The sequence below is a fragment of the Burkholderia cenocepacia genome, assembly GCF_900446215.1.
GTDB classification, from domain to species: Bacteria; Pseudomonadota; Gammaproteobacteria; order Burkholderiales; family Burkholderiaceae; genus Burkholderia; species Burkholderia cenocepacia.
Genome location: NZ_UAQZ01000014.1, coordinates 55,031 through 79,691, shown reverse-complemented (window position 1 = coordinate 79,691; position 24,661 = coordinate 55,031). Strand labels below are relative to the sequence as shown.

The following is a 24,661-nucleotide window of genomic DNA, read 5'->3' as shown; positions in this document are numbered from 1 at the left end:
GCGCTAGCGCTCGGTCCCGGAGGGCGCCGCCGTTTCGGCGGGGCTCGTCAGCGCGGCGAGCACGCGCTTGTCGAACTGCCACGGAATCGGCGGTTCGGCTACCGCGCTGCGCACGTGAGCGACAAAGGCCTTGCGTGCGATCTCGCGGCCGCCGAGCGACGCTAGATGCGACGTATTCTGCTGGCAGTCTATCATCTCCAGCCCCTGCTCGCGAAGGTGCGCGACGAGCGTGGCCAGCGCGATTTTCGACGCATCGGTCACGTCCGCATACATCGACTCGCCGAAGAACATCCGGCCGAACGACACGCCGTACAGGCCGCCGACGCGGCGCCCGTCGTGCCACGTCTCGATGCTGTGCGCGTTGCCGGAGCGGTAGAGCGACGTATAGGCGTCGATGATCTCGGCGGTGATCCAGGTGCCGCGCTGCCCGCGGCGCGGCGCTTGCGCGCAGGCGCGCATCACGCCGGGAAAGTCGTGATCGACGCGCACTTCCCAGTCCGGCTCGCGCAGCACGCGCTTCAGCGTCTTGCGCAGCGACGGCGATACCTTGAATTCGGCCGGCACGAGGATCATGCGCGGGTCGGGGCTCCACCACAGCACCGGCTGGCCGTCCGAGTACCACGGGAAGATGCCGCGCAGGTAGGCGTCGATGAGCCGCGACGGCAGCAGGTCGGCGCTCGCGGCGAGCAGCCCGGGCGCGCCGGTCGCGGGACCGAGCGCGCGTTCGATGGACGGAAACGGATCGTCCGGGCCGAGCCAGGGAACCATGGGAGCGGGGCTCAGCCGTTGCGCAGCGAGCGGAAGATATCGCCGGTGTGCACGCCGTAGTCGCCGGCGGCGCGATCGGCGAAGAAGAAGCGCAGCGTCTGGCTGACGGTCGGGAACGCGATCTCGTCCCACGGGATGTCGGCTTCGTCGAACAGTTTCACTTCGAGGCTTTCCTCGCCGGCTTCGAAGGCCGGGTCGGTGAGCCGTGCGAGGTAGAACAGGTGGACCTGGTGCACGTGCGGCACGTTGAGCAGCGTGAACAGGTTCTGCACCTCGACGCGCGCGCCGGCTTCCTCGAGCGTTTCGCGCGCGGCGGCTTCCGCCGTCGTTTCGCCCATTTCCATGAAGCCCGCCGGCAGCGTCCAGAATCCGTAGCGCGGTTCGATCGCGCGGCGGCACAGCAGGATCTGGTCGCCCCAGACCGGCACCGTGCCGACGACGTTGCGCGGATTCTGATAATGGATCGTGCCGCAGTGATCGCAGACGAAGCGCTCGCGGTTGTCGCCCGGAGGAATGCGCGCGAGGACTTCGTGACCGCAGACGGAGCAGAATTTCATGTCGAGTGGAAGGGACGAGGTGATGCGAGTGTATCACCGGGCCGCGGCATTCTCGAACGCCTGCGCGTGGAGCGGCACGTCGTGCGAAATGGCGAGTGCGCGAGCGGCGCGCCCGGACGCACGAAAACAAAAAGCCCGGCGCGAGGCCGGGCTTTTTGCGAAATTCTGGACGGTTGGTTGCGGGGGTAGGATTTGAACCTACGACCTTCGGGTTATGAGCCCGACGAGCTGCCAGACTGCTCCACCCCGCGTCCGTCGAAGAAATGAATTATACGGGGTTGCCCGGAGGTGCGCAAGTGTTTTCTGACAATCCCGTGGCGGGCGCTTGTGGGGCCGGTACGTGGGGGCACGTGCGCTAGAATCGAGCGGTTTGTGTCGTCATTCCGGCAGCGGCCCTGCGCGATCGCATCGGCGCCGTTGCGACTCTCATTACTGCATCGACGGATTCATGGACATCGCTCACGATCTGCAATCGATCGGCGCGCAGGAACAGGCGCTCGTGTTTCCCCATTTCGACCCGGCCCGCGCGTGGGCGCTCGGCAACCGGATGCATGCGCTCGCGACGTCGCGCGGCCATGCGATCGCGATCGACATCGCCACGTTCGGCCAGCCGCTGTTCTATGCGGCGCTCGCCGGTGCGACCCCCGACAACGCCGACTGGGTGCGCCGCAAGCGCAACGTCGTCGCGCATTTCCGTCGCAGTTCGTACGCGATCGGCCTGCGCATGCAGCAGGCCGGCGCGACGCTCGCGGACAAGCACGGGCTGCCGGTCGCCGAGTATGCGTCGCACGGCGGTTCGTTTCCGCTGACCGTCGCCGGCGCCGGCGTGATCGGCTCGATCACCGCGTCCGGGCTGCCGCAGCGCGCGGACCACGAGTTCGTCGTCGAGGCGCTGTGCGCGGAGCTCGGTCACGACTACGCGGTACTGGCCCTCGCAAGGAGCTGAGCGATGCAACTGCCCGGTTACGCATGGCTCGCGATCGCGATCGTCGCGGAAGTGATCGGCACGTCCGCGCTGCGCGCGGCGGACGGCTTCACGCGCTTCTGGCCGTCGGTGCTCGTCGTCGCCGGTTACGGCGTCGCGTTCTACTGCCTGTCGCTCACGTTGCGCACGATGCCGGTCGGCATCATCTATGCAGTCTGGTCGGGCGCTGGCATCGTGCTGATCACGCTCGTCGCGATGCTGCTCTATCGCCAGGTGCCGGACGTGCCGGCGGTGATCGGCCTCGGGCTGATCATCGCCGGCGTCGTGGTGCTGAACCTGTTCTCGAAGATGCAGGCGCACTGAGCGTGCGACTGCCGTTTGCCGGATGACTTTCATGACCGATTCCACTTCCGCCGCCGTTTCCGCCGAATCCCCCCAGCCCGACGTGCGCGCGTATGTCGCGAACCGCATCGGCTTTCTCGAACTGAACCGGCCGAAGGCGCTGAACGCGCTGTCGGTCGGCATGATCCGGCTGATGCAGCAGGCGCTCGACGCGTGGCGCGACGACCCCGACGTCGTCGCCGTCGTCGTGCACAGCCCGCATCCGCGCGCGTTCTGCGCGGGCGGCGACGTGCGCTTCTTCCACGACGCGTGGCAGCGCGGCGACCGCGATGCGGTCGATACGTTCTTCATCGAGGAATACACGCTGAACCATGCGATCTTCACGTATCCGAAGCCGTACATCGCGCTGATGCACGGTGTCGTGATGGGCGGCGGCATGGGGATTTCGCAGGCGGCGCGGCATACCGGCGGCCTGCGCGTCGTGACCGACTCGACGAAGATGGCGATGCCCGAAACACGCATCGGCCTGTTCCCGGACGTCGGGATGAGCTGGTTTCTCGCGCGTACGCCCGGCGCGATCGGCCGCTATCTCGCGGTGACCGGCGCGACGCTCGACGCGGCCGGCGCGCTGTACGCGCAACTTGCCGACGTCTATCTGCCCGATGCCGCGCTGCCGGCACTGCTCGATACGCTGCGCGGCGCGCGCATCGACAGCGGTGCGCAGGCCGTCGCGTGCGTGGCCGAGGCGGCCGCCGCGCACAAGGTCGTGCCGACGCCCGACACGTCGGCGCTCGCCGATGCGCGCGCCGGAATCGATCGGCATTTCGCGCAGCCGGACATCAACGCGATCCTCGCATCGCTCGACGCCGAGCAGGATTGCGCGGCGGTCGACGGGTGGGGCGAGAAGGCGACCCACGCGATGCGCGAGCAACTGTCGCCGCTGTCGATGGCCGTGTCGCTCGAAGTCGTCGAACGCGCGCGTGGCGCAACGATGGCCGATTGCCTGCGGCGCGATCTCGATCTCACGCGCTCGACGTTTGCGCGCGGCGACGTGATCGAAGGCGTGCGCGCGCTGATCGTCGACAAGGATCACCAGCCGGTGTGGCGTTTCAAGTCGGCCGCCGACGTCGATCGCGCCGACGTGCTTGCGATGTTCGACAGCCCGTGGACGCCCGACACGCATCCGCTGCGCAAGCTGCAGGACTGACGCCGCTCAGCCCGACCGCGCGGCCGATCGACGCGCGACGCAGAAACGAAAAGGCCGCGTGCACATGCACGCGGCCTTTTTGCAGGGATGTCGGCCGGGCCGACCCCGAAGGGTGTGTCGCCCGCGTCGGCGTTACTCGTCGCCCGCGTCGTCCGACATGAACGCGCGCATGAACACGAGCGCGCCGAAGCCCCACACCGCATTCGCCGCGAAGCCGGCCGCGAGTACCGGCATCATGTTGCCCGACGGCCAGATGCCGCGCAGCGGATCGATCGCGAACACGCGGGCGGCCGTCAGCACGATACCGCCGAACACGAGCGCGCCGATCCACGATGCTTCGCGTTCCGGCGACACGCGCAACAACCACGCCATCGGAATCGCGCAGCACGCGCTGATCAGCGCATTCGCGACAAATTCAGGAATGCCGAGCGGCGCGAACGGCTGTGTCGAGAAGCCGGTTGCGGCGATCAGGTCGGCCGTGTGGAGGAGGGCGAGCGTGGCCTCGCGGAAGAACAGTGCGGCCAGGAAGCCGGACAGGAAGGGCAGGATGACTTTCTGCATCGATGAGTGCACCGCAGGCGCGCACGGCCGAAGCCGTATGCGCGGAGTTATTCGGATAGGTGCGCCATTATAGGGCCCGGCCGCGGCGATATTCGCTCCAGCGTCGTGCTAATCACGAAAGCGGAAAACCTAAGCTCAAAAAAATCGTTCCAAAGCCCTGTACCGATCCCTAGACTGATTCCTCAGAAACAGCCGTGCGATCGCGTCCTCGCCCGCTGCACGGCCTGACCGGCGAGCCATCCCGATTCGAATGCACACCATGCATGCGTCGCTCCTCCGCGACGCGAGCAGGGCGACGTTTTTTTCAAATTTCGGCAGTGACAGTCAAGCAGGAGCAGCAGATGAATGTGTTCTGGTTTATTCCCACGCATGGCGACAGCCGCTATCTCGGCACGGCCGAAGGCGCGCGCGCCGCGGACTACGATTATTTCAAGCAGGTCGCCGTGGCGGCGGACACGCTAGGCTACGACGGCGTGCTGCTGCCGACCGGCCGTTCCTGCGAGGATGCGTGGGTCGTCGCATCGAGCCTGATTCCGGCGACGCAGCGCCTGAAGTTCCTGGTCGCGGTGCGCCCCGGCATCGCTTCGCCGGGGCTGGCCGCGCGGATGGCCGCGACGTTCGACCGCCTGTCGGGCGGCCGCCTGCTGATCAACGTCGTCACGGGCGGCGATGCAGCCGAGCTCGAAGGCGACGGCCTCTTTGCCGATCACGACACGCGCTACGAGATCACCGACGATTTCCTGAACATCTGGCGCGGGCTGCTCGCCGCATCGCACGACAACGACGGGTTCGACTACATCGGCAAGCACCTGCAGTCGAAGGGCGGCAAGGCGCTTTATCCGCCCGTGCAGCATCCGCATCCGCCGCTGTGGTTCGGCGGTTCGTCGCCGGCCGCCCACGCGATCGCCGCCGATCACATCGATACCTACCTGACCTGGGGCGAGCCGCCCGAGGCCGTCGCGAAGAAGATCGCCGACATTCGCGCTCGTGCCGACGCGCGCGGCCGCAAGATCAAGTTCGGCATCCGCCTGCACGTGATCGTGCGTGAGACCGAGGACGAGGCATGGCGTGACGCCGAGCGGCTGATCAGCCGGCTCGACGACGACACGATCGCGCGTGCGCAGAAGGCGTTCGCGAACATGGATTCGGAAGGCCAGCGCCGGATGGCCGCGCTGCACGGCGGCAAGCGCGGCGGCCGCGAGGCGCTCGAGGTCTATCCGAACCTGTGGGCCGGCGTGGGGCTCGTGCGCGGCGGCGCCGGCACGGCGCTCGTCGGCAATCCCGAGCAGGTCGCGGAACGCATGCGCGAATACGCGGATCTCGGCATCGAAACGTTCATCCTGTCCGGCTATCCGCACCTCGAGGAGTCGTATCGCTTCGCGGAACTCGTGTTCCCGCTGATCAAGGGCAAGGGCGTCGAGAAGGCGGCCGGTCCGCTGTCGGGGCCGTTCGGCGAGATCGTCGGCAACAACTATCTGCCGAAGACGAGCCAGAGCTGAGCGACGGAGGCCTGCGATGACAACGAAACCGTCGACGACCGGCGTCGCCGTGGCCGCCCGCGCATGGCGCGGCGTCGCGCCGTGGCTCGTGCCGCTCGTGTTGCTGGTGGTGTGGGAGGTCGGTGCGCGCACCGGCTGGCTGTCGACCCGCGTGTTGCCCGAGCCGGTGGCGGTCGTGCGCGCGGCCTGGTCGCTCGTGACGTCGGGCGAAATGTGGGCAAACGTGAAAGTGAGCACGTGGCGTGCGCTGTTCGGCTTCGCGATCGGCGGTGGCGTCGGCCTGGCGCTGGGGCTCGCGACCGGGCTGTCGAAGGCTGCCGAGGTCGCGCTCGACTCGACGATCCAGATGATCCGCAACATCCCGGCGCTCGCAATGATCCCGCTCGTGATCCTGTGGTTCGGCATCGACGAGAAGGCGAAGCTGTTCCTCGTCGCGCTCGGCGTGTTCTTCCCCGTCTACATCAATACGTATCACGGGATCCGCTCGGTCGACGCGAACCTGATCGAGATGGCGAAGAGCTACGGCGTGCGCGGCTTCGCGCTGTACCGCGACGTGATCCTGCCGGGCGCGTTGCCGTCGATCCTCGTCGGCGTGCGCTTCGCGCTCGGGCTGATGTGGGTGATGCTGATCGTCGCGGAAACGATTTCCGCGCAGTCGGGCATCGGCTACATGACGATGAACGCGCGTGAATTCCTGCAAACCGACGTGGTCGTGGTCGGCATCCTGCTGTACGCGGTGCTCGGCAAGCTGGCCGACGTGCTGGCGAAATGGCTCGAGCGCGTGACGCTGCGCTGGCACCCCGCCTATCAATCAGGAGCAAAAGCATGAATGCGACGACTTCGGCGGCCGCCTACGGCCCGCTCGCCGGCGCAGACCTCGAGGCCGAACTGGCGCAGGCCCGCGTCGCGGACGGCGACGCGCGCGACGCGGCGATCCTCGAACGTGACGGCAGCGCATCGGTCGTGCCGCTTGCGCGGCGGCGCGCGGGCGGCAGCCCGGCGCCCGACGACGCGGTCACGCTGTCGGGCGTCAGCAAGCGCTTCGGCGCCCGCACGGTGCTCGACGACGTCGAACTCGGCATCGCGCGCGGCAGCTTCGTCGCGATCGTCGGCCGCAGCGGCTGCGGGAAATCGACGCTGCTGCGTCTCGTCGCGGGACTCGAGCAACCGAGCAGCGGCACGCTGGTGACGCGCGGCGAGGGCGGCGGCGCGCTCGATACGCGGATCATGTACCAGGATGCGCGCCTGCTGCCGTGGAAGACCGTGCTGCAGAACGTGATGCTGGGCCTCGGCCGCGGCGCGCGCGACCAGGCCCGCGCGGTGCTCGACGAAGTCGGGCTGCTGGAGCGCGCGAACGACTGGCCCGCGCAACTGTCGGGCGGGCAGCGGCAGCGCGTCGCCCTCGCTCGCGCGCTCGTGCACCGGCCGCAACTGCTGCTGCTCGACGAGCCGCTCGGCGCGCTGGACGCGCTTACCCGCATCGAAATGCATGCGCTGATCGAGCGCCTGTGGCGCGAGCATCGGTTCACCGCGCTGCTCGTCACGCATGACGTGCAGGAGGCCGTTGCGCTCGGCGACCGCATCCTGTTGATCGAGCAGGGGCGGGTGGCGCTCGACCAGTCGGTGCCGCTCGACCGGCCGCGTGCCCGCGCGTCGGCCGCATTCGCGGCGCTGGAGGACCGCGTGCTGAAACGCGTGCTCGCCGGCGGCCCCGGCGCGGCCGATCACGACGCCGAGCATCAAGCAGACAAGGTTCGACCGGTCGGGCAGATCCGCTGGGCCGTTTAATTCCGGGCGGCCCCGGCCGCCCGTTCTGAGACTTTTTTCTTCGGAGCGATCATCCCGATGAGCATCACTGCAATCAACGTACGTAACCAGTTCAAGGGCAAGGTCAAGGAGATCATTCGCGGGTCCGTGGTTTCCGAAGTCGACGTCGAGACGCCGTTCGGCATCGTCACGTCGGTGATCACCACCCGTTCGGTGGACGAACTCGAACTGAAGGTCGGCGCCGAAGTCGTCGCGCTCGTGAAGTCGACGGAAGTCTCGATCGCACGCCTCTGAGCGCATGTGCCGCGCACCCGTGCGGCGTCGGCGGGCAGCGTGCCTGCCGGCGCCGCATTGGCGTTCGCGCCGCGCGTTTGCCTCGGTATTCGACTTCCTGACGAAGTGCTAGGATGGAACGACACCGATGCCGGAGGCCAACGCATGACCCCCATCCTTTCCCCCGAAGCCATCGAGGCGCTGAAATGGATCGACCAGTTCGGCGACAGCCGGCCGGTTCCTGCCGCGTTCGATGACGTCGTCTATGCGTTGCTGAATGACGGACTGATCTATCAGGCGACGGCTGACCGGGTCGACCTGACGGCCGATGGCCGGTCGTTTTTGTCCGACGAATACGATTGAGCGCGCGGCGCCGGCCGCGCGGGCGGCCTGGCGCGGCGTCGCCACGGAGCGTGCGATGGAACCGAGAGGCAGCGACCTCGGCGATTTCAGCGAGCCGTACCGCGGCTTCGAGATCGAGGTGAAAACCGAGCAGGTCTGGGACGGCGAGCACGCGCACTATCGCGTGCTGCAGGGCGATGCCGTGCGGATCGGCTGGCGGCGGGTCAAGGTCGACGGGATGCTGCTCACCGAACGGCGCGTGATCGAGCGCGTGTTCGACGAGGCGCGCCGGGCGGTCGATGCGGAGCTCGGCGGCGGGTAGCGCGTGTCGGGCGGGCATCGCCGGTATTGCGGTAAAATATCGGGTTGTTTCCGTGCCGTCTGGCCTGTACCCGAATTCCATGTCCGTTCCGTCCTCGCTTCCTCCCCGCCGTGTATCCGTCGCGCCGATGCTCGACTGGACCGACCGCCATTGCCGGTCGTTCCACCGCACGCTGACGCGCAATACGTGGCTGTATACGGAGATGATCACGACGGGCGCGCTGCTGTTCGGCGATGCCCAGCGGCATCTTGCGTTCACGCCGAGCGAATCGCCGATCGCGCTGCAACTGGGCGGCAGCGAGCGGGACGATCTCGCGCGCGCCGCAAAGCTCGGCGAGCAGTGGGGCTACGACGAAATCAACCTGAACTGCGGGTGCCCGTCCGAGCGCGTGCAGCGCGGTGCGTTCGGTGCATGCCTGATGAACGAGCCGCAACTCGTGGCCGACTGCGTGAAGGCGATGCGCGATGCGGTGGCGGTGCCGGTGACGGTCAAGCACCGGATCGGGGTCGATGCGGTCGAGGACTACGCGTTCGTGCGCGACTTCGTCGGCACGGTGGCCGAGGCTGGTTGCGAAACGTTCGTCGTGCATGCGCGCAACGCGATCCTGAAGGGACTGTCGCCGAAGGAGAATCGCGAGATCCCGCCGCTCAAGTACGACTATGCGTATCGGTTGAAGCGCGATTTTCCGTCGCTGGAGATCGTGATCAACGGTGGTATCACGACGCTCGATGAAGTCGCGCAGCATCTCGAGCACGTCGACGGCGTGATGCTCGGCCGCGAGGCGTATCACAACCCGTACGTGCTGGCGGAAGTCGATGCGCGCTTCTACGGATCCACCGCAGCGGTACCGACGCGCGAAGAGGCTGAAGCGCAACTGATCGCGTATTGCGCGGCCGAGCTGAAGCGTGGCACCTACCTCGGTGCGATCGTGCGACACGCGCTCGGGCTGTATCGCGGCATGCCGGGCGCGCGTGGCTGGCGTCGCGTGCTGTCCGACAACAAGAAGCTGGCGCGCGGCGATCTGGCCGTGTTCGACGAGGCGCGCGCGCATCTGAACGAAGCCGAAGAAATTTTTGAAAAAAAGGCTTTGCAAGATTCAAAAGTGTTCGTATAATCTTGTTCTTCGCTGCTGAAACAAAACAGCGAAACGAAGCAAGCAATATCAGTGGTGGCTGTAGCTCAGTTGGTAGAGTCCAGGATTGTGATTCCTGTCGTCGTGGGTTCGAGTCCCATCAGCCACCCCAACAAATTCAAGCAAAAAGCCCGGTTCGTTGAGCCGGGCTTTTTGCTTTCTGGCGTTCGGACACAGCCAATGTGTGTCTTGGTCACGGCGTCTTTAACGAAGTAGCATCCCGTATTCAACGAATCGACCACGATGCCATTTCGGCCTCGTTCTCCAAAAGAACGATTGCGTAAAGCGCGCTTGCGCGGCAGCAACATCAGGCGCATGTGAGGGGCACCGTATGCACAAAAGAATCGAATGCCATCGCGATGTATTCGACGGTTACGAAATCATCGTCGAGTCCGTGCAGCCGGCACCCGGCAGCACGTGGATGGCGAACGTGCGGGTTCGCAAAGACGGAATCGAATCGCCCCGGCGATATGACTTCGCTACCGAATATGAGACCTCGGACGAGGCGACGCGGGCAGGTATCGAAATCGGGCGCGCGCTCGTGCAATCGTTGCGCAACGCGCAACGGGGTATCGACTGACGGCACCGCTTGTCCGGCATCGCCGACGTGGATGACGGAGATGGCGACGCCCCAGCCTGCTTCGTATCGTGTTCCCGTGTCGTTGCGCCAACAACGTTCACGCCACTTTGCCTGCGACGCTAGCTTTCCCCTCTAAGGTTCCCGCGCGCCGTGCCGTTATCTTTCCTGGACAGCCCTCGTGCCTCGAATGCTGATCCGTTTTCTTGCCTGCTCGCGCCACACGCGAGCAGGCTTTTTTCGTTTACGGCCGCTCATAACCAGCTGATTGGCGGAATAGGACAGGGGCTTGGCGCAAACCGACAAAGCGCAACAGTCTTACATGCGTGTAATGTGTGACCTTCCTCGTGCCCTCATGCTTTGCAGGGCCGTTCGATCCCGATGACCGATGACGGTGTCGGGATTTTTTTTGCCCGCAGTGCCGGCGCCCCGACAACGAACCCGGCGAAAGGCATTTCACAAAGCACGGTATATTTTGCGACGACGCATGCCGATCAAGCGAACAGCAGAAGGAGTTGCTACCGATGCCGGACACACGGACCACACTGCGCGCCGCGACGCCGCACGACGCGAATCACATCGCTCGCCTGCATACGCTGAGCTGGCAAACCGCCTATAGCCACATCCTTCCGGCCGGCTATCTGTCCGACGAGGTACCGACGGAGCACGCGGTCCGATGGCGCAAGTATCTCGACCGCAACGAGAACGAGTGGGGCCTTGTGCTGATTGCCGAGGCGAACGGCGAGCCCGTCGGCTTCGTCAGTGCCGAGCGCCCCGTCGATCCGGCGCGTGGCGTGTTGCTCGATTGCCTGCACGTCCATCCTGCGCATCACGGCGGCGGCACGGGCAAGCGCATGATCGAAGCCGTTCGCGCGTGGGCCCGGTCGATCGGCGTGGACAAGGTCCATCTGCAGGTGCTGGACGGCAGCGTGCGTGCGATCGGATTCTACGAGCACAACGGCTGGCAATGGATCGATGTCGAAACGAGTCGCATCGGCCAGACGGAAGTCACCGACCGGATTTACGCGATCCAGGCGTGAGGCTTGTCGGCGTCGACGCGAGCGGCCGCGCGCGAGTGCAAGCGCGCTTGGCCACGATGCATTCACATCGGGCGACAGCCTGGCGTCATTCGCCGCAATACCGCACAAGCAAATCGGCTTCGGTCTCGTGGATTTCGACGGGCAAGGTGGTCGCACCGGCATACGCGAGATAGCGCGCACGATGCTGGCCGTTACGGAACGATGCGACGCCGACTTTCGACAGGCCGGGAAGGCCGAGCAACGTTCGTGTTCTCGTCTCGCGAAACGTGATGAATGGCATGTCCGGAATCCGGTCCCGGTCCGGATCGAGAAATTCGCGAATGCCCGCGGCTTTTCCGGGCGCCCAGTACTGAACCGATGGCAGCACATAGTCCGTGGTGTCGCGGTCGGCGCAGGCCAGCAGCTTCTTCAGGTCGATCGTCACGACCCGATGCCGCGAGTCGTCGGACGCGAATACCCGCTTGAGGTGCGTATAGGCATAGGGCGCGTGCCCGGGAAGCTGGACGATCCAGACATCTACGCCGCTTTGTCGTGCGTGAGCGAGCGTCATTATTTCCTCTGGTGGCGCAAGCGGTCTTTGTGATCCGAGTTTAGCAGCGCGATTGCGGCTGCGGAGCAGGTCGATACCGGAAACAGGAAAACGGAGCGCTTGACGACCCAACCGGCACGGCAAAAAAGCATCTGGGCGGCCATACGTGGATGGTCCATATCGACAGGTCGCGAGAATATCGCGATACTGCCAGCGAAAATGATGCGCTGCGCGAAATTCACGCAAGCTTCACATTGTGTCGCAAAGCACGTGACGCGCCGGGCATCATCGAAATCGAGAGGGCAGATTGAGCGGAGAAGCCATGTCGTCGAAACTCGAGATCGAATATCTCGATTACCGTTTCACCGCAACGCTCGACATCACGGAGTCCGGCCGTGTCGCCGTCGTCGACCGGCAACTCGAATCCGAGGAGCGAAACAAGACGCTCGGGTGGATCGTGTTCGATCGGTTCCTGGCGCGAAATGATTTCACGGATGAGGAAGACGCACGCGCCAATATCGTCGAGTGGCTGGAGCGGCTTGCCGATCCCGGGCCCGTCGCATCGACCGGAATTGCGAAGGCGAGCGCGGTGGCAACCGGCGTGGTGACCGCAGATGTGTCGACAGCCGCAATGGTCGGCGACGCCGCCATTGAAATCGTCAGCAATCTCGACTGGATCGATATGGTTGCCGACTGGTTTTCCACTGGTTCGCTGTAGCGAAGAAATCGCGTTTTCGTGACGCAGATCATTGTAGGCGCGAAATTCCGCACGAAAAAAGTGAGGCGAAAATCATCGCGCATAAAAAAATAGAATAATCCTGCTTTGACAATACCCGAGACTTACCGGAAACTGCGCCCCGGGCTGAAAATTCCACTTGAATTAAAACAAAATAAAACACCGAAATGAAAAAACGAACGCTGTCGACGCCGGCGCAATGACGACTGTTGCCGGCCTGACAGGTTGTACTCCGATGCGGTACGACAGCGGCAGCTGCGAAGAAGCTGTCGGCCGGTTCCTCGTCGGCGAAGCCGGCAAGCCGCGCGCGGCGCTTGAATCGTGACGATATTCGCCGGTACGCGCGCATGCCGGTCGCCATCACATTGTTACTAAAGGGTGAGTTGCCGCACAGACCGTCGCACGGCCCGCGATCACAATTTGACCGGTTGACCGTTCTTCCCCGGCCCGGTCAACCATTTCCCCGCTCGCTCGCGCAGGAGCGGGGGCTTTTTGCCCCCCGACGCCGGAAGGTTGCGTCGGCGGAACCGGACAGGCGTCCGGCGGGCGGCGCAACGGCACTCGTTCGCACCCCGACATCCGTTCGCCTGATCCGTACGCATCGCTTTCCTCGTGCCTGAGCGAACCCTCAGGCCCATCGCCGGTTTTTGCCGGCGATGCCTTGATCCCGGCGGCGCGCAACCACGCTGCCGGGATGTTTTTTGCGTCAGATGGCGTGTGACGTCACATTACGTCACATCACGCGCCGCGGGCATGGCGCTCCGCTCAGCCCGCCTGTTCGACGCTGGTTTCCCATCCGTCGTAGTCCCCGCCGAGTGCGCGCACCTCGCGATTGAGCGCGATCGTGTGGTGCGTGATGTCGGCGAGCGTCATCGTGCCTTCGTGCGAAAACCGTACCGCCGACTTGCCGTCTTCGGTCGGCGCGACCGATTCGACCGGATAGCCTTTCGCTTCGGCCCAGTCCGCGAACTGATGCGCGTCGCTCGGGTCGGGGAAATACGCCCAGTGCATCACGCGCCGGCTCACGTCGGGCACGTCGCCTTGCTGCCGCAGCGCATCCAGCGTGCGCATGTCGCGCATGATCTGCCAGTCGTCGTCGGTCGGGTAGAGCGTCTGCCAGTAGGTCGTCTTGTCGGGATCGTCCTGATGCGCGTACTGAAGCGCATAGGCCGTCTGGTCGGCCAGCGAGTCGACGATCTCCGCGGCGGCCTCTTCGTCGAACGGTACGTAGAACAGAAAATCCCGGTTGCCGTCGACGGTGATGCGGCCGACCTGCACGCCGCCTTTCGCGGTGATCGCGGCGTCGAGCAGATCCTCGATCTTCGCGAGATCGGCGAATTCGTCGCCGGTCGGCAAACCTTCGGGCGACGGATGCGCAAAGGGGACGCGCACGCTGAGCAGCGACGTGCGCGGATCGCCTTCGGCGATTTCCGCGAAGCCGTGGTTGAAGCTGATGAAAGCCTGATGGTCGCCCATTCTGGCAGGGAAGGTTCCCCAGGCGTCGCTCATGTGTTTCTCCCGTACACGATTGTCTGTTGACGGTTGCAAAGCGTCCCAATGTATCATCGAAAATCGCGTCGGCCGGCGCAGCGCACATGATCGCAGGCCGTGCTGGCTGCGCAGGCGGGATCCGGGCCGTTCACAGTCGGCCGGATGCATGCGACGAGCCGCAAAAATTCAAAGGAGAGGCCGATGTCGACGTTTGCGGTGAATGGTGTCCGAATCGATCCGCTCAGCGCGCGCGTGACGCACGTGCGCTGGGCGGCCGTGAACCCGGCCGATCGCTCGTGGGCGTCGACGCCCAGCGAGGCTCCGGTGGCCGACGTGGCGCGCGCGCTCGCGTCCGGTAACGATGTCCGCGCGATCTTCTCGGCAACGGATGCCACCGCAACCGGGCCCAGGCTGAAACGCGTGCTGTATCGCGATGCATCGGAAGGCATCGAACTCGACATCGATGCCACGAGCGAGTCGCGCACGTTGCGCGATCTGCCGCAGATCTGACTGCGGGCCGGTATCCAGAACGCATCATGCGAGCGCGCTCATGACCCTGTCCAGATCCGCCATCGTCCCGCTGGCCGTCGCGCTGTGTCTGGCGCTTGCCGCCTGCCAGACCGCATCCGGGCCTGCGCCCGTGCAACCGTCACCCGAGACCGCGTCGGCGACCGTTCCTGCATCGTCTCCGCCGGCCGCGCCGATTCGCGGCATCGGCGTCGCGCCTCATCTGGCGGGGCAGAGCCATTGGGCGATGGGCCAATGCACGACCAACGGTACCGTCAAGGTATGCAACTGACCGGTGTCGGCGCCGTGGCGCGACGTCACGGCATTCCGGGTCACCAGCGTCGCCGGTAATCATTACATCGGCTATCAATTCTCCGCGCATTCGGCGCGCGCGAAGGTGCCGGCTGGCGTGATGCTGCCGATCGCACGGTTTGCCGATCTTCCGCTCGACGCGGTGGCCGAGTTGCTGGAGGCGTGCCGCCGTCGATTCGGCCAGCCGGGCGAGCCGGCCGATCGAACGGGCCGATGACGCCTGACGCGGCGTCCTGTGCTCCCGTCCGTCAGCAAGCAAAAAAATCCTGGGCGCCGTGTCGATTTTCGTCGGCGTCGTCCGTCGTAGCATCGGAGGCGTGCGCATCGCGCGTCCGTCCCGATTTTCGATACGACAACCGACTGAAGGAGCGACACCATGCCCACGTCCGTCAAGCCGATCCCGGAAGGGATGCGCACGCTGACCCCGCATCTGATCTGTGCGGGCGCCACCGCAGCGATCGATTTCTACAAGCGCGCATTCAATGCGACCGAACAGTTTCGCCTCGCGATGCCAGACGGCCGGCTCGCGCATGCGTGCCTCGCGATTGGCGATTCGACGCTGATGCTGGTGGATGAAATGCCCGAGCACGGTGCGCTGGGGCCGAAGGCGCTGAAAGGCACGCCGGTCTGCCTGCATCTGTACGTGCCGGACACCGATGCGGCGATCGCGAAGGCGGTCGCGGCCGGCGCGACGGTGACGATGCCGGCCGCCGACATGTTCTGGGGCGATCGTTACGGGCAGGTCGAGGATCCGTTCGGGCATCGCTGGTCGCTGGCGACGCATCAGCGCGATCTGACACCCGAGCAGATCGCGGACGCGATGGCCAGCGCGCCGCCCTGCGGCAGTTGAACCGACGTCTTGGCACGACCGCGGAGAAGCGGCCGCGCGGCGGTTTGATCCCGTCGCGCCTGCCGACTCGTCCGCGGTTACGCGCCGGCCGCCTTGTCGCGCTGCTTGTGCTCGTACATCCGGCGATCGGCTGATGCGAGCAGGTCCGCGACGGTGAGATGGCGTGCGGGATCGTACGCAACGTGCCCGACGCTGAAGCGGATCGCGTAGCCGCGTGCGTCGGCTGCGTTGCGCTGCGCGAGCGCCTGCGTCACGCGTTCGACGGGCTCGGTGACATCAGCCGGATCGGTGGCGCTCAACAGCACGACGAACTCGTCGCCGCCGAGCCGGGCGATGACGTCGCTGTCGCGCAGCGCGCCCGTCAACGTGTCGGCGAACGCCTTGAGCGCGCGATCGCCTTCGGCGTGGCCGAAGCGGTCGTTGATCGCCTTGAAACCATTCAGGTCGAAGAACAGCAGCACGGCGTGACGGCCGACGCGATCGCACAGGCGCAGCACGTGGCGGGCGAGAATCTCGAAGCCGCGCCGGTTCGTGAGCTGCGTGAGCTCGTCGGTCGTCGCGAAATGCAGCGCGGCGATCTCGCGCTCGGTCATGTGGGCGAGATCGCCGAGGAGGGCGAGTTCGTCGGGTTCGAGCGAGCGGGGCCGCGTATCGATCAGGCACAGCGTGCCGATGGGCGCGCCGTTCGGTGCGGTGAGCGGCCGGCCGGCGTAGAAGCGGATGCCGGGCGCGCCGGTGACGAGCGGGTTGTCGTGGAAGCGATCGTCGTTCAGTGCATCCTGGATCACCATCGTATCGCCCGCGAGCAGCGCGTGCGCGCAGAACGACACGTCGCGCGGCGTCTGCGTGGCGTCGAGGCCCGCACGACTCTTGAACCACTGGCGATTCTCGTCGACGAGACTGACGAGGGCGATCGGGACATCGAACAGTCGTCGCGCGAGGCGCGTCAGACGATCGAAGCGCTCTTCGGGCGGGGTGTCGAGGATCGAGAGCGAATGAAGCGTATCGAGCCGGGTCGCCTCGTCGGCCGGTTTCGGTGCGATTTGCATGGGCCTTGTCTCTTGTCCCGGCCGTCGGGCCGGTCATGGGTCGTCCGTCGAACAGTATCGCGCATTCCGCGATGCATCGCCACGCTGCAAACCGCGGCGGCGGCGATCGGGTTCGTGAGGCGCAGGGAAGATGCGGCAAGAAGCGGGTGTCATCGGCCCGTGTTGCGTCGCGATGCGCGATCGGACCGGCGATACCTCAAGCTTGCGCGTCGCGCTGCCGTAAACAGGACGAGTCCAATCGTTCGTCATCTCCCATCGCACACCATGGTTCGAATTCTGTACGCGGGCTATCTCGCGTTTGCGCTGTATCTCCTTTACCCGTTGGTGCAGAACACGCTGACGTTCAGTACCGATTGCGTGCGCAGTGCGCTGCCGATGGGCGACCATGGTCTCGCGGCGAATTCGGCAAGCAGTGCGGACGGGCACGCGAATCGCTGTGTGCCGGGCGCGCACGTCGGCATCGCGACCGGGCGGGGTGCCTGACATCCTTCGAACGCGGCGGTGTCGCGCGTGACGGGCGTTTCGCGAGGCGGCAGGCTGGCCATTGGGCCGAATTGAACATCGCGCCGCGCTCGCCGATCATCCGCAATACGGTAGCGTGCATGCGAGCGGTCGAGCGTCGGGCGAACGCGCGTGTCGTGCGTCAGTAGCTGGAGCGGTACGGCGTGCCTTGGTCGAAGCGGCTTTGCCAGTGCGTGAGGTAGCGCGATGCGAGTTGCGGATTGTTCCAGACCACGACGACGTTCTCGGAATTGCGGCTGGCCGCCGACGCGCTGTAGTTGAACGACCCCGTTTCGACGTGCTCGGCGTCGATCACGAGGTACTTGTCGTGATGGATCGCATAGGCGTCGATCGTGCGCGTCGGGATGCCCGCGTTGACGAGCAGGTTCAGTGCCTGCTTGCTGCTCTTCGCGCGATTGCCCTTGTCGTCGACCACCACCGCGACGTTGACGCCGCGGCGCTTGGCGGCAAGCAGCGCGCGCGTGACGGGCGGCGACGTGAACGAGTAGGCGGCGACCCGGATCGAGCTGCGCGCCGCCCCGATCGCTTTCAGCACGAGCGCCTCGGCGCCGCCGTCGGGCGAGAAGGCCGATTCGACGACCTGGGTCGCGGGGGCTTCGTGAGTGGGGGCCGGCAGCCATCGCGACACGAGATCGATCGCTTGCTGGAGCAGCGATTCGCTTTGCGTCTTGCCGAGGGCGGCGAAGGGTGTGGCGAGCAGGGAAGCGGCGAGACAGGCGGCAGCGAGGCGATTGCGCGACAACATCTTGGACAGCGAATAATTTCGAGACAGCGGGCCGAGAGTGTAACGCACGCGTGGCGGCCCGGTCACGTGCGGATGCGAAGCGATGGTCCGCGCGATGATCGGCAGGGGGGGAGAGGGTGATGCGAAGTTGCGTTGCGCAGTCCGTGCGTGCGCGCGGGGCGATCAATTAACGGATACGGAACAGGGCTGGCGATGGCATGCGATTGCGCTTGCCGTTGCCGCTCACTCGCGTGCGAGCAACGCGCGCCCGCTCGGTCGGGCCCGGACGCCTTGCGGCCTGTGGCCCAAGCGTATGTCCGGCGGACGCATCAATCAGACAGGCATCCGCGCACGCAGCGGATCGTCAATCCCCGGCTGCAGGCGCCTCAGCCCCGTCGGACGCGATCCATCCGGGCCCGGGCTCGGGCTGCACGTCACGCGCGTCGAGCGGTTCGCCGCAGGCCGAGCATACGGTCACCGCGTGCATCAGCTGGCCGCAGGTCCGGTGACGCAGTTGCACCGGCGGCCCCTGGCCGTCGTCCTTCCAGCGATCGCCCCACGCCATCAGCGCGAGCAGGGCCGGGTAGAGGTCGAGGCCCTTCTCCGTCAGCCGGTATTCGAAGCGCGGCGGGCGTTCCTGATACGCGCGCTTGACGAGCACGCCTTCGTCGACGAGCCGCGCGAGCCGTTCGGCCAGCACGTGGCGCGTCAGGCCGAGCTGCGCCTGAAACGCATCGAAGCGGCGGCTGCCGAGGAATGCGTTGCGGAGGATCAGCATGGTCCAGCGGTCACCGAGCACGGCGAGGGCGCGCGCGACCGAACAGTTCAGCGTGCCGATGTCATCCCATTTCATCGTCGAGTCTCTTGCCTCATGCGGCGGTCTTGCGGCGGTTCAGCGAAATAGCGGGTTCGATTATAGAACCCGCGTTCGGCGGCAACGGGCGCAGTCGCGTTGACAACCGCCGGCATCGTTGACAATATTGAGTTCCAATTTAGAACTTACTCGCGCGGCGACGCGCTTTCAACCCGGAGACAACCCGATGAATCCGCTTTCCCTGTCTGGCCTCGATCTGCTGCGTGCCGCCGTGTCGGGCGACGCGCCCCTTGCGTCGATTTCGGAGACGATTCCGATGCGTCCGCTCGACGTCGAGCTCGGTTACGTGAAGTTTTCGGCGCGGGCGGACGGCCGGCACCTGAACCCGCTGGGCGGCGTGCACGGCGGGTTCGCCGCGACGGTGCTCGATTCGGTCACCGGGTGCGCGGTGCATTCGATGCTCGATGCGGGCGTCGGTTACGGCACCGTCGATCTGCATGTGAAAATGCTGCGGCCCGTGCCGCGCGACGTCGACCTGATCGCGGAAGGGCGCGTGATTCACCTGTCGCGTTCGCTGGGCGTCGCGGAGGGCACGCTGAAGACGCCGGACGACAAGATCGTCGCGCATGCATCGGCGACCTGCTTCATCCAGCGGCCGCAGTGACGGAAGGCGGCGACGCGCCCGTCCAGGCGGCGCGCGAAGCGCATGGGGCAGCACCGAAGGCCGCTTGTAAGCGTGTGCGGGGCCCATCTGAAGCACGCGCTTCAATGTGATAGCGTTCCTGCTTTCCACCGACGCGACAGGAACAGCATGGAATACCGCACACTCGGCGATTCGGGCATCGAGGTCAGCCTGATCGGTCTCGGCACGATGACGTGGGGGGAGCAGAATTCGGAGCGCGACGCGCACGAGCAGATCGACTACGCGCTCGGGCAGGGCGTGACGCTGATCGACGCCGCGGAGATGTATCCGGTGCCGCCGAAGCCCGACACGCAGGGCCGCACCGAGCAATACATCGGCACCTGGATCGCGCAGCATCGCGCGCAGCGCGACCGTATCGTGCTCGCGACGAAGATCGCCGGGCCGGCGCGGCAGCCGCACAATCCGCGCCATATTCGCGGCGAGGGCAACCAGTTCGACCGCAAGAACCTCACCGAAGCGCTCGACGGCAGCCTCAAGCGCCTGCAGACCGACTACGTCGATCTCTACCAGCTGCATTGGCCCGATCGCAGCACGACCACGTTCGGCCGTCCCGCGTATCCGTGGGTCGACGACGCGTACACGGTGCCGATCGAGGAAACGCTCGGCGTGCTCGCGGAATTCGTGAAGGCCGGCAAGGTGCGCGCGATCGGCGTGTCGAACGAAACGCCGTGGGGTGTCGCGCAGTTCCTGCGCGCGGCCGAGCGGCTCGGGTTGCCGCGCATCGCGAGCATCCAGAATCCGTACAGCCTGCTGAACCGCACGTTCGAGAACGGGCTGTCGGAATTCACGCATCGCGACGGCGTCGGCCTGCTCGCGTATTCGCCGCTCGCGTTCGGCTGGCTGTCCGGCAAGTACGAGAACGGCGCGCGTCCGGCCGGCGCGCGCATCACGCTGTTCGAGCGTTTCCAGCGCTACAGCAAGCCGCAGGCCGTCGAGGCGACGTCGCGTTACGTCGCGCTCGCGCAGCGTCACGGGTTGTCGCCCGCGCAACTGGCGCTCGCGTTCGTCAACAGCCGTCCGTTCGTGCGCAGCAACCTGGTCGGCGCGACGTCGCTCGAGCAGTTGAAGGAAAACATCGGCAGCATCGACGTGACGCTGTCCGACGAGGTCCTCGCCGAGATCGACGCATTGCACGAACGGCAGCCGAACCCGGCGCCGTAAACGGCGCGCGGCCCGCGCGGCAGCGATGCCGCGGCGGGCCGCGTCGGTGGCGCACCGCTGCGCCGTCGTTTTCCGCGTCAGCGCATCTTCAGCCGGGTGCGCGCGACGAACAGCGCGGCGAGGCTCAGCAGCGCGCATCCCATCAGATAGAGCGCCGGCGACAGCCGGTTGCCGGTCGTGCTGATCAGCCAGGTGATGACGAACGGCGCGAAGCCGCCGAACAGCGTGACGCCGGTGTTGTAGCTGACCGCGAGGCCGGTGGCACGCGTCTGCGCCGGGAACAGTTCGGCCATCAGCGCCGGCAGCGCGCCGCAGTACATCGCCTTCAGCGCGCCGATCCAGACGAGTGCGGCGAGCATCGTCGCGAACGACGCGTGGCGCGTGAGCCACGCGAACGTCGGCCATACGGTGACGAGCATCAGCACGGCCGCGACCGCCATCATGCGGATCCGCCCGGTGCGGTCGGACAGATGGCCGACGACCGGCGTGACGAGCGTCAGCACGAAGCCCGTCGCGAGCGTCGCCGCGAAGCCGGTCGACGCAGGCAGTCCGAGCTGCTTGATCGCGTAGGTCGGCATGTACAGGATCATGTAGTTGATCGCGGTCGAGATCACCAGCGCGCCGACCGACAGCAGCAGCCGCAGCTTCTGGTCCGCGAACAGTTCGCGCACCGGCGCTTCGGAGCGCGCCTGCGTCTTGAACTCGACGCCTTCGTCGACGTAGCGGCGGATGTACAGCCCGACCGGGCCGATCGCGAGGCCGAACAGGAACGGCACGCGCCAGCCCCAGCTTTCGAGTTGCGCGGAGGTCAGCGTGGCCGTCAGCAGCGCGCCGAAGCCCGACGCGAGCAGCGTCGCGAGGCCCTGGCTCGCGAACTGCCAGCTCGACATGAAGCCGCGCCGCTGCGGCGCGTGCTCGACGAGAAACGCGGTCGAACTCGCGAATTCGCCGCCGGCGGAAAAGCCCTGCATCAGCCGCGACAGCATGATCCCGAGCGGCGCGAGAATGCCGATCGATGCATAGGTCGGCATCAGCGCGATCAGCAGCGTGCCGGCCATCATCATCGCGATCGACAGCAGCAGCGACGCCTTGCGGCCCGCGCGGTCCGCGTACGCGCCGAGCACGAAGCCGCCGATCGGCCGGATCAGATAGGACAGCCCGAACGTGCCGAGCGTCAGCATCAGCGACGTCGCTTCGCTCGTGGCGGGGAAGAACAGCTTGGCGATCGTCACCGCGAAGAAGCCGTAGACGATCAGGTCGAACCATTCGAGTGCGTTGCCGATCGACGCCGCGAAGATGATGCGCCGGATCTTCGCGGCGCCGGGGCGCGCGGCGTCCTGCGAGGTCAGGGTGGTCGTATTCATCGTGTGTGCAGGTCCCGTGAAAGGGGCGAAGCGCGTTACAGGGCGGCGCCGGCCGCGGCGGATGCCGCGCGGCGAACGGGCGGCGCGTCGTCGCCGAGATCCCAGAAGAGGCCGGCCATCATCTGCAGCCCCTCGCTGACGACGCTCGCGAGCAGATGCTCGTCGGGCGCGTGCTGCGAGCACGCCGGGTACGAGTGCGGCACCCACAGCGTCGGCAGCCCGAGCGTGTCCGCAAACACCTCGTTCGGCAGCGTGCCGCCCAGATTCGGCAGGATCGCGGGCTTCTTGCCGGTCGTGCGCGCGAGCGACGCGACGGCCCAGCGCACCCACGGATCGTCCGGCGGCACGCGTGTCGCCGGTGCGCCGCGTTCGACGTCGATCTCGACGTCGGCGAAGCCGTGCGCATCGAGGTGCGCGCGCAAGTGCGCATGCAGCGCCTTCCAGTCGGTGCCGACGACGAAGCGCAACTGGCAGTGCGCATACGCGGCGGGCGGGATCGCGTTGACGGGATGCTCCGGATTGCCGGCCTTGAACGCGAGGATCTCGAACGTGTTCCAGCCGAACACGCGTTCGGCCGCGGACAGGCCGGGCTCGCCCCAATCGGCGTCGAGCGCCGGGTCGCCGGGGCCGCCGCCGACCGCAAGATCGGCGAGCGCGTCGCGCACGGCGGCCGGGATCGGCGGCGGGCGCAGCCCCGCGACGCGAATCGCGCCGCGCGCGTCGACGAGGCTCGCGAGCGCATGCGCGAGCACGATCGCCGGGTTGCGCAGCAGTCCGCCCCAGTTGCCGGAGTGATGCGCACCGTCGCGGGCGCGCAGGCTCAGCGTGAAATTGACCGAGCCGCGCGAGCCGAGGAATACCGTCGGGCGCGCGGCGGCGATGCGCGGGCCGTCGGAGGCGATCAGCACGTCGGCCGCGAGCGCGTCGCGCTCCTGGCGGCACAGCGCGTCGAGGCCCGGCGACCCGGTTTCCTCGCCCATCTCGATCAGCAGCTTCGCGTTGAAGCCGAGCCGGCCGCCGCGCGCATCGAGCACGCTCGCCAGCGCGGCCAGGTTGATCGTGTGCTGGCCCTTGTTGTCGGCGCTGCCGCGGCCGTACCAGCGGTCGCCGTCGGCCGTGAGCGTCCACGGCGACAGCGGCGCGCGCCACTGCGCGTCGTAGCCGCGCACGACATCGCCGTGGCCGTAGATCAGCACGGTCGGCAGCGCGTCGTCTTCGTGGCGCGACGCGAGCAGGAACGGGCCGCCGCCGTCGACGGGGTTGTCGACGATCCGCGACGTGAAACCGAGGCGGGCGGCCTCGGGCGCGATCTCGTCGGTCAGATAGGCGCGCAGCGCGGCGTGGCCGCCGCTTTCCTGGCTTTCGGTGCGCAGGCCGACGCGGCGGCTCAGGATTGCGAAGAACGCACCGGATTCGAACTGGTTCAGCGCGTGCTGGATGGCGGCGGTACGGCTCAAAGCGTGTCTCCCGTGTGGTTCCGCTGCGCGCGGGCCGTGCACGCAACGTGAAGTGCGATCGATTCTAGAAAGCCCGGTTTTTTGTCACAATGATCGAATTTCGAACCTTTCTTTGCCGAAAAGGCAAAGCAGCGCGGCCGGATGCGGCGCGGAGACAGAACGATGGCGGCTTTCCTGCATGGGCTGGCGTTGCGGTATTTCGTCGAGGTGGCGCGTACCGGCTCGATCAGCGACGCGTCCGCGCGGCTGCACGTGGCCGTGTCGGCGATCAGCCGCCAGATCGCGAAGCTGGAGAGCGAGCTCGGCGCGCCGCTGTTCGAGCGGCGGCCGCGCGGGATGACGCTGTCGGAAGCGGGCGAGCGGCTGCTGGCGTTCGCGCAGCGCAGCTTGCTGGAGGCCGAGCACGTGATGAAGGACATCGGCGGGCTCGACGCGCTGCACGGCAGCCTGCTGAAGATCGCATGCTCGGAAGGGTTCGCGATCGACTTCCTGCCCGGCGTGCTCGCGAGCTTCAAGGCGCGCCACCCGGGCGTCGATTTCACCGTGTGGGTCGTGTCGCCGGCGGATGCGACGCGGCGCGTGCGCGACGGCGACGCGGACATCGCGTTGACCTTCAGCCTCGCGCCGGAGAAGGGCGTGCGTGTCGACCACACGGAGCGCGCGCCCGTCTTTGCGCTGGTCCGGCACGATCATCCGCTCGCGACGCGCGACGCGGTGTCGCTCGCCGATGTCGCGCGCCACGCGCACGTGCTGCCCGAGGCCGGCACGACGGTGCGCCAGCTGATCGACATCGCGTGCGCGCTCGACGGGCTGCTGCTCGAGCCCGAACTGACGAGCAACAATACCGCGGCGATGTACGGCTACGCACGGCGCACGGGCGCGGTGATGTTCACGGGGCTGCTGTCGGTGCGCGATCGCTCCGATGCGGACGGCTTCGTCGTCGTGCCCGTGACGAACCCGCAACTGCGCGAACGCAGCATCCAGGTACAGACGATGGCGGGGCGCGATCTGCCCGCGTCGGTGCGTGCATTTCGCGACCACCTGATCGACGCGATGCAGGCCGCCTCGCCGCCGCGGACTACCGCGCGCGGCCCGGGACGCCGGCCCGTGAGATAATCGTCAATCCGCCT

31 protein-coding genes, 2 tRNA genes and 1 pseudogene are annotated in these 24,661 nt (G+C 66.7%); 22 read left to right on the top strand and 12 right to left on the bottom strand.

Going from position 1 to position 24,661, the window contains the following annotated elements:
* Positions 1–3: 3 nt before the first annotated feature.
* The 3 genes from aat to DTA15_RS26980 all read right to left on the bottom strand — a co-directional run bounded on the left by aat (position 4) and on the right by DTA15_RS26980 (position 1,576).
* Entirely contained in the window at positions 4–768 is a 765-nt protein-coding gene (gene aat / locus DTA15_RS26990) for a leucyl/phenylalanyl-tRNA--protein transferase (protein WP_006484147.1), read from the bottom strand.
* Positions 769–779: 11 nt separating this feature from the next.
* Positions 780–1,325 (bottom strand): NUDIX hydrolase, encoded by a 546-nt coding sequence (locus tag DTA15_RS26985; RefSeq protein WP_006484214.1) that lies wholly within the window; start codon positions 1,323–1,325, stop codon positions 780–782.
* 174 nt (positions 1,326–1,499) lie between these two features.
* Positions 1,500–1,576: transfer RNA gene (locus DTA15_RS26980), tRNA-Met, on the bottom strand.
* A 197-nt stretch (positions 1,577–1,773) separates the two neighbouring features.
* On the opposite strand from DTA15_RS26980, the gene DTA15_RS26975 reads away from it, so the two are divergent.
* Genes DTA15_RS26975 through DTA15_RS26965 form a run of 3 tightly spaced genes read left to right on the top strand, consistent with a single transcriptional unit; the run spans position 1,774 to position 3,799 of the window.
* Positions 1,774–2,271 carry a heme-degrading domain-containing protein gene (locus DTA15_RS26975; protein ID WP_006484123.1) on the top strand — a complete coding sequence of 166 codons (498 nt, stop codon included), beginning with the start codon at positions 1,774–1,776 and terminating at the stop codon, positions 2,269–2,271.
* A gap of 9 nt (positions 2,272–2,280) precedes the next feature.
* The gene (locus DTA15_RS26970; protein WP_369718844.1) at positions 2,281–2,613 is read left to right on the top strand and encodes a DMT family transporter; all 333 of its coding nucleotides are present in this window, start codon (positions 2,281–2,283) and stop codon (positions 2,611–2,613) included.
* A gap of 31 nt (positions 2,614–2,644) precedes the next feature.
* Positions 2,645–3,799, top strand: coding sequence for an enoyl-CoA hydratase/isomerase family protein (locus tag DTA15_RS26965; protein ID WP_006484164.1), 1,155 nt, complete (start codon positions 2,645–2,647; stop codon positions 3,797–3,799).
* 132 nt (positions 3,800–3,931) lie between these two features.
* Here DTA15_RS26965 and DTA15_RS26960 read toward each other — a convergent pair whose 3' ends face one another.
* A complete protein-coding gene (locus DTA15_RS26960; protein ID WP_006484223.1) occupies positions 3,932–4,360 on the bottom strand; it encodes a hypothetical protein in 429 nt (142 codons plus the stop codon).
* Positions 4,361–4,701: 341 nt separating this feature from the next.
* Between DTA15_RS26960 and ssuD the strand changes: the two genes are divergently transcribed.
* From ssuD to DTA15_RS26910, 10 genes are all read left to right on the top strand, one after another.
* The gene (gene ssuD, locus DTA15_RS26955; protein ID WP_006495307.1) at positions 4,702–5,859 is read left to right on the top strand and encodes an FMNH2-dependent alkanesulfonate monooxygenase; all 1,158 of its coding nucleotides are present in this window, start codon (positions 4,702–4,704) and stop codon (positions 5,857–5,859) included.
* A 16-nt stretch (positions 5,860–5,875) separates the two neighbouring features.
* Positions 5,876–6,688, top strand: coding sequence for an aliphatic sulfonate ABC transporter permease SsuC (gene ssuC, locus DTA15_RS26950; RefSeq protein ID WP_006484131.1), 813 nt, complete (start codon positions 5,876–5,878; stop codon positions 6,686–6,688).
* A complete protein-coding gene (locus tag DTA15_RS26945) occupies positions 6,685–7,647 on the top strand; it encodes an ATP-binding cassette domain-containing protein (RefSeq protein WP_006484157.1) in 963 nt (320 codons plus the stop codon). Before ssuC ends, DTA15_RS26945 begins: the two co-directional genes overlap by 4 nt.
* A gap of 57 nt (positions 7,648–7,704) precedes the next feature.
* Positions 7,705–7,920, top strand: a complete 216-nt coding sequence (locus tag DTA15_RS26940; protein ID WP_006476104.1) for a TOBE domain-containing protein — start codon at positions 7,705–7,707, stop codon at positions 7,918–7,920.
* Positions 7,921–8,064: 144 nt separating this feature from the next.
* The gene (locus DTA15_RS26935) at positions 8,065–8,262 is read left to right on the top strand and encodes a hypothetical protein (protein WP_006484168.1); all 198 of its coding nucleotides are present in this window, start codon (positions 8,065–8,067) and stop codon (positions 8,260–8,262) included.
* Between the two features lie 55 nt (positions 8,263–8,317).
* Positions 8,318–8,563, top strand: coding sequence for a hypothetical protein (locus DTA15_RS26930; RefSeq protein ID WP_006484161.1), 246 nt, complete (start codon positions 8,318–8,320; stop codon positions 8,561–8,563).
* 127 nt (positions 8,564–8,690) lie between these two features.
* Positions 8,691–9,677 carry a tRNA dihydrouridine(20/20a) synthase DusA gene (gene dusA / locus DTA15_RS26925; protein ID WP_006491499.1) on the top strand — a complete coding sequence of 329 codons (987 nt, stop codon included), beginning with the start codon at positions 8,691–8,693 and terminating at the stop codon, positions 9,675–9,677.
* A gap of 54 nt (positions 9,678–9,731) precedes the next feature.
* Positions 9,732–9,807 (top strand) — tRNA-His (locus tag DTA15_RS26920).
* A gap of 219 nt (positions 9,808–10,026) precedes the next feature.
* Complete coding sequence (locus DTA15_RS26915) at positions 10,027–10,275, top strand: DUF6566 family protein (protein ID WP_006484196.1); 249 nt, start codon at positions 10,027–10,029, stop codon at positions 10,273–10,275.
* A gap of 521 nt (positions 10,276–10,796) precedes the next feature.
* Positions 10,797–11,312 carry a GNAT family N-acetyltransferase gene (locus DTA15_RS26910; RefSeq protein WP_006484175.1) on the top strand — a complete coding sequence of 172 codons (516 nt, stop codon included), beginning with the start codon at positions 10,797–10,799 and terminating at the stop codon, positions 11,310–11,312.
* 85 nt (positions 11,313–11,397) lie between these two features.
* On the opposite strand, the gene DTA15_RS26905 is transcribed toward DTA15_RS26910, so the two are convergent.
* Positions 11,398–11,862: a plasmid fertility inhibition factor family protein gene (locus tag DTA15_RS26905; protein WP_006484172.1), complete on the bottom strand. Its 465-nt coding sequence runs from the start codon at positions 11,860–11,862 to the stop codon at positions 11,398–11,400.
* Between the two features lie 301 nt (positions 11,863–12,163).
* Between DTA15_RS26905 and DTA15_RS26900 the strand changes: the two genes are divergently transcribed.
* Positions 12,164–12,559 carry a hypothetical protein gene (locus DTA15_RS26900; protein WP_006484118.1) on the top strand — a complete coding sequence of 132 codons (396 nt, stop codon included), beginning with the start codon at positions 12,164–12,166 and terminating at the stop codon, positions 12,557–12,559.
* A 28-nt stretch (positions 12,560–12,587) separates the two neighbouring features.
* Here DTA15_RS26900 and DTA15_RS38385 read toward each other — a convergent pair whose 3' ends face one another.
* Both DTA15_RS38385 and DTA15_RS26895 read right to left on the bottom strand, forming a co-directional pair.
* A complete protein-coding gene (locus DTA15_RS38385; protein ID WP_006484222.1) occupies positions 12,588–12,938 on the bottom strand; it encodes a hypothetical protein in 351 nt (116 codons plus the stop codon).
* Positions 12,939–13,342: 404 nt separating this feature from the next.
* A complete protein-coding gene (locus tag DTA15_RS26895) occupies positions 13,343–14,086 on the bottom strand; it encodes a DUF695 domain-containing protein (RefSeq protein WP_012492591.1) in 744 nt (247 codons plus the stop codon).
* 183 nt (positions 14,087–14,269) lie between these two features.
* On the opposite strand from DTA15_RS26895, the gene DTA15_RS26890 reads away from it, so the two are divergent.
* The 4 genes and pseudogenes from DTA15_RS26890 (at position 14,270) to DTA15_RS26875 (ending at position 15,737) form a co-directional block, all read left to right on the top strand.
* Entirely contained in the window at positions 14,270–14,578 is a 309-nt protein-coding gene (locus DTA15_RS26890; RefSeq protein ID WP_006484174.1) for a hypothetical protein, read from the top strand.
* 40 nt (positions 14,579–14,618) lie between these two features.
* A complete protein-coding gene (locus DTA15_RS26885) occupies positions 14,619–14,867 on the top strand; it encodes a hypothetical protein (protein ID WP_006484170.1) in 249 nt (82 codons plus the stop codon).
* Between the two features lie 12 nt (positions 14,868–14,879).
* Positions 14,880–15,104: pseudogene (locus DTA15_RS26880) on the top strand (hypothetical protein); the annotation flags it as partial.
* A 159-nt stretch (positions 15,105–15,263) separates the two neighbouring features.
* Positions 15,264–15,737, top strand: coding sequence for a VOC family protein (locus tag DTA15_RS26875; protein ID WP_006484195.1), 474 nt, complete (start codon positions 15,264–15,266; stop codon positions 15,735–15,737).
* A gap of 77 nt (positions 15,738–15,814) precedes the next feature.
* Here the strand turns inward: DTA15_RS26875 and DTA15_RS26870 are convergent, their stop codons facing one another.
* Positions 15,815–16,786 (bottom strand): GGDEF domain-containing protein, encoded by a 972-nt coding sequence (locus tag DTA15_RS26870; RefSeq protein WP_006484192.1) that lies wholly within the window; start codon positions 16,784–16,786, stop codon positions 15,815–15,817.
* 264 nt (positions 16,787–17,050) lie between these two features.
* Between DTA15_RS26870 and DTA15_RS26865 the strand changes: the two genes are divergently transcribed.
* Positions 17,051–17,269: a hypothetical protein gene (locus DTA15_RS26865; protein ID WP_006484186.1), complete on the top strand. Its 219-nt coding sequence runs from the start codon at positions 17,051–17,053 to the stop codon at positions 17,267–17,269.
* Between the two features lie 160 nt (positions 17,270–17,429).
* Here DTA15_RS26865 and DTA15_RS26860 read toward each other — a convergent pair whose 3' ends face one another.
* Both DTA15_RS26860 and DTA15_RS26855 read right to left on the bottom strand, forming a co-directional pair.
* Entirely contained in the window at positions 17,430–18,053 is a 624-nt protein-coding gene (locus DTA15_RS26860) for a phospholipase D family nuclease (protein WP_006484133.1), read from the bottom strand.
* Between the two features lie 343 nt (positions 18,054–18,396).
* Entirely contained in the window at positions 18,397–18,885 is a 489-nt protein-coding gene (locus tag DTA15_RS26855) for a winged helix-turn-helix transcriptional regulator (protein WP_006484121.1), read from the bottom strand.
* Positions 18,886–19,072: 187 nt separating this feature from the next.
* On the opposite strand from DTA15_RS26855, the gene DTA15_RS26850 reads away from it, so the two are divergent.
* Both DTA15_RS26850 and DTA15_RS26845 read left to right on the top strand, forming a co-directional pair.
* Positions 19,073–19,510: a PaaI family thioesterase gene (locus DTA15_RS26850; protein ID WP_006484216.1), complete on the top strand. Its 438-nt coding sequence runs from the start codon at positions 19,073–19,075 to the stop codon at positions 19,508–19,510.
* Between the two features lie 147 nt (positions 19,511–19,657).
* Entirely contained in the window at positions 19,658–20,710 is a 1,053-nt protein-coding gene (locus DTA15_RS26845) for an NADP(H)-dependent aldo-keto reductase (protein ID WP_006484151.1), read from the top strand.
* A gap of 77 nt (positions 20,711–20,787) precedes the next feature.
* Here the strand turns inward: DTA15_RS26845 and DTA15_RS26840 are convergent, their stop codons facing one another.
* Both DTA15_RS26840 and DTA15_RS26835 read right to left on the bottom strand, forming a co-directional pair.
* Positions 20,788–22,074: an MFS transporter gene (locus DTA15_RS26840; protein ID WP_006484153.1), complete on the bottom strand. Its 1,287-nt coding sequence runs from the start codon at positions 22,072–22,074 to the stop codon at positions 20,788–20,790.
* Positions 22,075–22,109: 35 nt separating this feature from the next.
* Complete coding sequence (locus tag DTA15_RS26835) at positions 22,110–23,531, bottom strand: M20 family metallopeptidase (RefSeq protein WP_006484163.1); 1,422 nt, start codon at positions 23,529–23,531, stop codon at positions 22,110–22,112.
* A gap of 162 nt (positions 23,532–23,693) precedes the next feature.
* Between DTA15_RS26835 and DTA15_RS26830 the strand changes: the two genes are divergently transcribed.
* Positions 23,694–24,647 carry a LysR substrate-binding domain-containing protein gene (locus DTA15_RS26830; RefSeq protein WP_006484145.1) on the top strand — a complete coding sequence of 318 codons (954 nt, stop codon included), beginning with the start codon at positions 23,694–23,696 and terminating at the stop codon, positions 24,645–24,647.
* Positions 24,648–24,661: the final 14 nt, after the last annotated feature.

Coding starts and splice junctions, on each gene's coding strand:
- aat (WP_006484147.1), bottom strand. CDS start 768: ATGGTTCCCTGGCTCGGCCCGGACGATCCGTTTCCGTCCATCGAACGC.
- DTA15_RS26985 (WP_006484214.1), bottom strand. CDS start 1,325: ATGAAATTCTGCTCCGTCTGCGGTCACGAAGTCCTCGCGCGCATTCCT.
- DTA15_RS26975 (WP_006484123.1), top strand. CDS start 1,774: ATGGACATCGCTCACGATCTGCAATCGATCGGCGCGCAGGAACAGGCG.
- DTA15_RS26965 (WP_006484164.1), top strand. CDS start 2,645: ATGACCGATTCCACTTCCGCCGCCGTTTCCGCCGAATCCCCCCAGCCC.
- DTA15_RS26960 (WP_006484223.1), bottom strand. CDS start 4,360: ATGCAGAAAGTCATCCTGCCCTTCCTGTCCGGCTTCCTGGCCGCACTG.
- ssuD (WP_006495307.1), top strand. CDS start 4,702: ATGAATGTGTTCTGGTTTATTCCCACGCATGGCGACAGCCGCTATCTC.
- ssuC (WP_006484131.1), top strand. CDS start 5,876: ATGACAACGAAACCGTCGACGACCGGCGTCGCCGTGGCCGCCCGCGCA.
- DTA15_RS26945 (WP_006484157.1), top strand. CDS start 6,685: ATGAATGCGACGACTTCGGCGGCCGCCTACGGCCCGCTCGCCGGCGCA.
- DTA15_RS26940 (WP_006476104.1), top strand. CDS start 7,705: ATGAGCATCACTGCAATCAACGTACGTAACCAGTTCAAGGGCAAGGTC.
- DTA15_RS26935 (WP_006484168.1), top strand. CDS start 8,065: ATGACCCCCATCCTTTCCCCCGAAGCCATCGAGGCGCTGAAATGGATC.
- DTA15_RS26930 (WP_006484161.1), top strand. CDS start 8,318: ATGGAACCGAGAGGCAGCGACCTCGGCGATTTCAGCGAGCCGTACCGC.
- dusA (WP_006491499.1), top strand. CDS start 8,691: ATGCTCGACTGGACCGACCGCCATTGCCGGTCGTTCCACCGCACGCTG.
- DTA15_RS26915 (WP_006484196.1), top strand. CDS start 10,027: ATGCACAAAAGAATCGAATGCCATCGCGATGTATTCGACGGTTACGAA.
- DTA15_RS26910 (WP_006484175.1), top strand. CDS start 10,797: ATGCCGGACACACGGACCACACTGCGCGCCGCGACGCCGCACGACGCG.
- DTA15_RS26905 (WP_006484172.1), bottom strand. CDS start 11,862: ATGACGCTCGCTCACGCACGACAAAGCGGCGTAGATGTCTGGATCGTC.
- DTA15_RS26900 (WP_006484118.1), top strand. CDS start 12,164: ATGTCGTCGAAACTCGAGATCGAATATCTCGATTACCGTTTCACCGCA.
- DTA15_RS38385 (WP_006484222.1), bottom strand. CDS start 12,938: ATGGCGACCGGCATGCGCGCGTACCGGCGAATATCGTCACGATTCAAG.
- DTA15_RS26895 (WP_012492591.1), bottom strand. CDS start 14,086: ATGAGCGACGCCTGGGGAACCTTCCCTGCCAGAATGGGCGACCATCAG.
- DTA15_RS26890 (WP_006484174.1), top strand. CDS start 14,270: ATGTCGACGTTTGCGGTGAATGGTGTCCGAATCGATCCGCTCAGCGCG.
- DTA15_RS26885 (WP_006484170.1), top strand. CDS start 14,619: ATGACCCTGTCCAGATCCGCCATCGTCCCGCTGGCCGTCGCGCTGTGT.
- DTA15_RS26875 (WP_006484195.1), top strand. CDS start 15,264: ATGCCCACGTCCGTCAAGCCGATCCCGGAAGGGATGCGCACGCTGACC.
- DTA15_RS26870 (WP_006484192.1), bottom strand. CDS start 16,786: ATGCAAATCGCACCGAAACCGGCCGACGAGGCGACCCGGCTCGATACG.
- DTA15_RS26865 (WP_006484186.1), top strand. CDS start 17,051: ATGGTTCGAATTCTGTACGCGGGCTATCTCGCGTTTGCGCTGTATCTC.
- DTA15_RS26860 (WP_006484133.1), bottom strand. CDS start 18,053: ATGTTGTCGCGCAATCGCCTCGCTGCCGCCTGTCTCGCCGCTTCCCTG.
- DTA15_RS26855 (WP_006484121.1), bottom strand. CDS start 18,885: ATGAAATGGGATGACATCGGCACGCTGAACTGTTCGGTCGCGCGCGCC.
- DTA15_RS26850 (WP_006484216.1), top strand. CDS start 19,073: ATGAATCCGCTTTCCCTGTCTGGCCTCGATCTGCTGCGTGCCGCCGTG.
- DTA15_RS26845 (WP_006484151.1), top strand. CDS start 19,658: ATGGAATACCGCACACTCGGCGATTCGGGCATCGAGGTCAGCCTGATC.
- DTA15_RS26840 (WP_006484153.1), bottom strand. CDS start 22,074: ATGAATACGACCACCCTGACCTCGCAGGACGCCGCGCGCCCCGGCGCC.
- DTA15_RS26830 (WP_006484145.1), top strand. CDS start 23,694: ATGGCGGCTTTCCTGCATGGGCTGGCGTTGCGGTATTTCGTCGAGGTG.